Consider the following 2,591-nt stretch of genomic DNA (forward strand, 5'->3'; position numbering starts at 1 on the left):
AAAAGCACAATCGATATGCCGATAAATTTGAAGACACATATCCAGATGCAAAGTAGGATCACAAGTTAATAATCTTCTAAGACTACAAGATAATACAAGTTCAAGTGGTTCAAACATTCAATGAAAATAGAATTTTATGATTATATATAACATTATAGGTGCAGATGATAAATAATAATTTTAGTTTCAAAAGAAAGGATAATTGTTTACGGCTATAAAAGTAAATATGGATTATATTTCATGAAAAAAAGATATTTTATATTATGTGGTGTTTGTGTGATTATCTCTTTGTTTTTCTTGATTTATCAAGGGACTACATATTTTATGGTGTTGTCAAAATATTTTTTAGGTAAAGAACAATATTTGCAGGCTTATAGAGAAGCGTGTGTTGCTTATGGTGGAAGTTGTGAAGAAGTTAATGGATTAGTGTCATTAACGATACATTATTTTGATTCTGTAAAAGGAAATTTTGCGTATTTTATAGATCATGGAACAATGGCGTATGGTTATCTTGTTCCATTGTTATGCTTGTTTTCTGGGTTAAACTTTCGTACATATTTAGATACAGTATTTTCTTTAAATGCGTATAGAAAGAAAGATTATGTTCGTTTTACATTGAGTGAAATGAATAAGGAATGTTTAAGATGTGCTCTTTCAATTTATTTATCCTATTTAATTTTATGGCTATTTGTTGGAATTGTTATTAATCCAGCCAATTCAGGCGAATTAACAAAATATTTTTTATCTGATGTTTTTGGAAAGAATCTATATATAGATCATCAAAGGTGGTATTACTTGATGGAAGGAACAATTCGTTTTTTCTTTGTTCCTTATGTATATGCGTTTTTAGGGACTACGATTGCATATACGTTCAAGAGAAAGGTTGATATTGTTATATTGCCTTTAGTTTTTTATTACGGTGTTAGTTTTGTTGCTCAATTTTTGATTACCTGGAATATGGCATTTATTTATGTTGATCCTATAGCTATTATGGTCAATGGTGCAATTAGTGGATACAGTAGTTTGCTTCTGATGTTATTTACAATTGTGATTTATGTTATATGCATAATTGTTGTTACATTAAAGAGTAAGAAGTGTGATTGTTATGCTAAATAAACTAAAAAGAATTAGTAAGCTATTAAGTAGGTATTTACTTTTGATTTTTGTGTTAACGCTTATTTCAGTGTCTGTGTTTTTAAGAAATCTTAAAATGGTAATGATAGAGTATGCACCGATAAAGAAAACGGATTCTTTATTTAGTGCCATTCGAATTGTACTAATGGACAAGAATTATAGTTTTGATTATGGGTTTATATATCCAAATATGATTTCTATGATTGGTTTTATACTTTTTGTAATAGTAATACTATGGATTATAGAAGATAATAAAAATTTTCACTATAGCGAATATAATTTTTGGCAATATCGAATGTCAAAAGTTTCATTTTTAAATAGTATCACAATTGACTTGGCTAAAAAATGCTTCTTTACTTGGTTTTCAATTTGTATTTTTATAGGTTTCATTTGTGCCGTTGAACATTGTGACGTTTCAAACTTATTTATGATTTATATGTATCTTATTCGTTTCTTTTCACTACTGTTTGAGATTATCTTTTTGCGAACGATTTTTCAGATATTATACAAGAAAGAGTTTTTTGTATATCTACAATTTCTTTTTTTGATATTGATGACATTTCTTGATAACTATTCTAAAACAAATTTAGTGACAATGAGTTCAAATAGCGTTTTTGAAGGAATATATTTTTGCATAATAATTGTGACGTCAGTTTTATCCTATTGTCTCATCAGAAAATTTTACATAAATCAAAGTGAGGATTATTTATGATTAGTTTAAAAGGTGTTTCAAAATCTTATAAAGGCATAACAATTTTTGAAGATGTAAATATTACTTTTATGCCCAATAAGTGGAACTTCATTGAAGGAGTGAACGGATCAGGGAAAAGCGTTTTATTAAAGCTTATATGCGGATTTAGTAAACCAGATACGGGTATAGTTACGGTAGATGATTATATTATTGGACAGGACTATGACTTTATACAAAATGCAGGGATCTGTATAAATTCACCAGATTTTTTTAACAATTTATCTGGAATGGATAATTTATTGGAAATCGCTAGAATAAAAAAGATAGTGACAAAAAATGAAATTTATCAATTTTGTGAATTATTCGGATTAGAGGAAGATATTAATAAAAAATATAAGTATTATTCTTTAGGTATGAAGCAAAAGCTTAGGATTATTCAAGCAATAATGGAAAGTCCAAATATTCTAATATTAGATGAGCCTTTTGATGCTTTAGATAAACAAGCTAAACAAATCATGCAAAATTACCTGAATGATTTTATCAAAAAAGAGAATCATTATTTAATATATACCAGTCATTCGAATGAACACAAAGAATTTGCAGATGTAATTTATAGCATAGATACTAAAACAATCAAGCAAATTAAAAATGTTGAATAACAAAAATATTCATATAAAAAAGGAGGTGGACCTATGAAGAAGCATGCAGCGGCATTGCTAAGTGTATTCTTGGTTTGTGGATGTTCGAATATAACACCAAATAATGA

Annotated in this window: 2 protein-coding genes; both read left to right on the plus strand. The window is 27.6% G+C overall.

The window, feature by feature from the left end:
• The first annotated feature begins 240 nt into the window (after window positions 1-240).
• On the plus strand, window positions 241-1,116 hold the full coding sequence (locus tag LJE08_RS13320; RefSeq protein WP_227403490.1) for a hypothetical protein: 876 nt from the start codon (window positions 241-243) through the stop codon (window positions 1,114-1,116).
• A gap of 726 nt (window positions 1,117-1,842) precedes the next feature.
• Window positions 1,843-2,484, plus strand: a complete 642-nt coding sequence (locus LJE08_RS13325) for an ATP-binding cassette domain-containing protein (RefSeq protein ID WP_227403491.1) — start codon at window positions 1,843-1,845, stop codon at window positions 2,482-2,484.
• Window positions 2,485-2,591: the final 107 nt, after the last annotated feature.

Source organism: Holdemanella sp. DFI.5.55 (assembly GCF_020593575.1).
Lineage (GTDB): Bacteria > Bacillota_I > Bacilli_A > Erysipelotrichales > Erysipelotrichaceae > Holdemanella > Holdemanella hominis.